This is a genomic window from Agrobacterium sp. MS2 (genome assembly GCF_003261015.1).
In the GTDB taxonomy this organism is placed as follows: Bacteria; Pseudomonadota; Alphaproteobacteria; order Rhizobiales; family Rhizobiaceae; genus Agrobacterium; species Agrobacterium pusense.
The window spans coordinates 1-282 of the sequence record NZ_QLNF01000055.1; the positions used below are offsets into that span (position 1 = coordinate 1).

A 282-nucleotide genomic window follows, 5' to 3' on the forward strand; every position below is an offset into this window, starting at 1 on the left:
AAAATCTTCTCATCACATCCCTCGGCCCAGCCGAAAAAAAAGGGCCGCCAAAAGCGGCCTTTTGCAGTTTAAGACAAAACTTAAGGAAAACGCCAAGTGCGTCCCTTACAGGAGATAAATTGCTCCGCAATTTACTCCGGCAAAGATCCGTCGTCGCTAAAGCAACGACGTAACCGCGACATTCGGCCTTGCCGAATGCGCTGGACGCGGGGTGGAGCAGCCCGGTAGCTCGTCAGGCTCATAACCTGAAGGCCGCAGGTTCAAATCCTGCCCCCGCAACCA

The 282-nt window shown here is 54.3% G+C and carries 1 tRNA gene; it reads left to right on the forward strand.

The annotated features are described in order from the left end of the window. Positions 1–205: 205 nt before the first annotated feature. Positions 206–282 (forward strand) — tRNA-Met (locus DOU54_RS15410).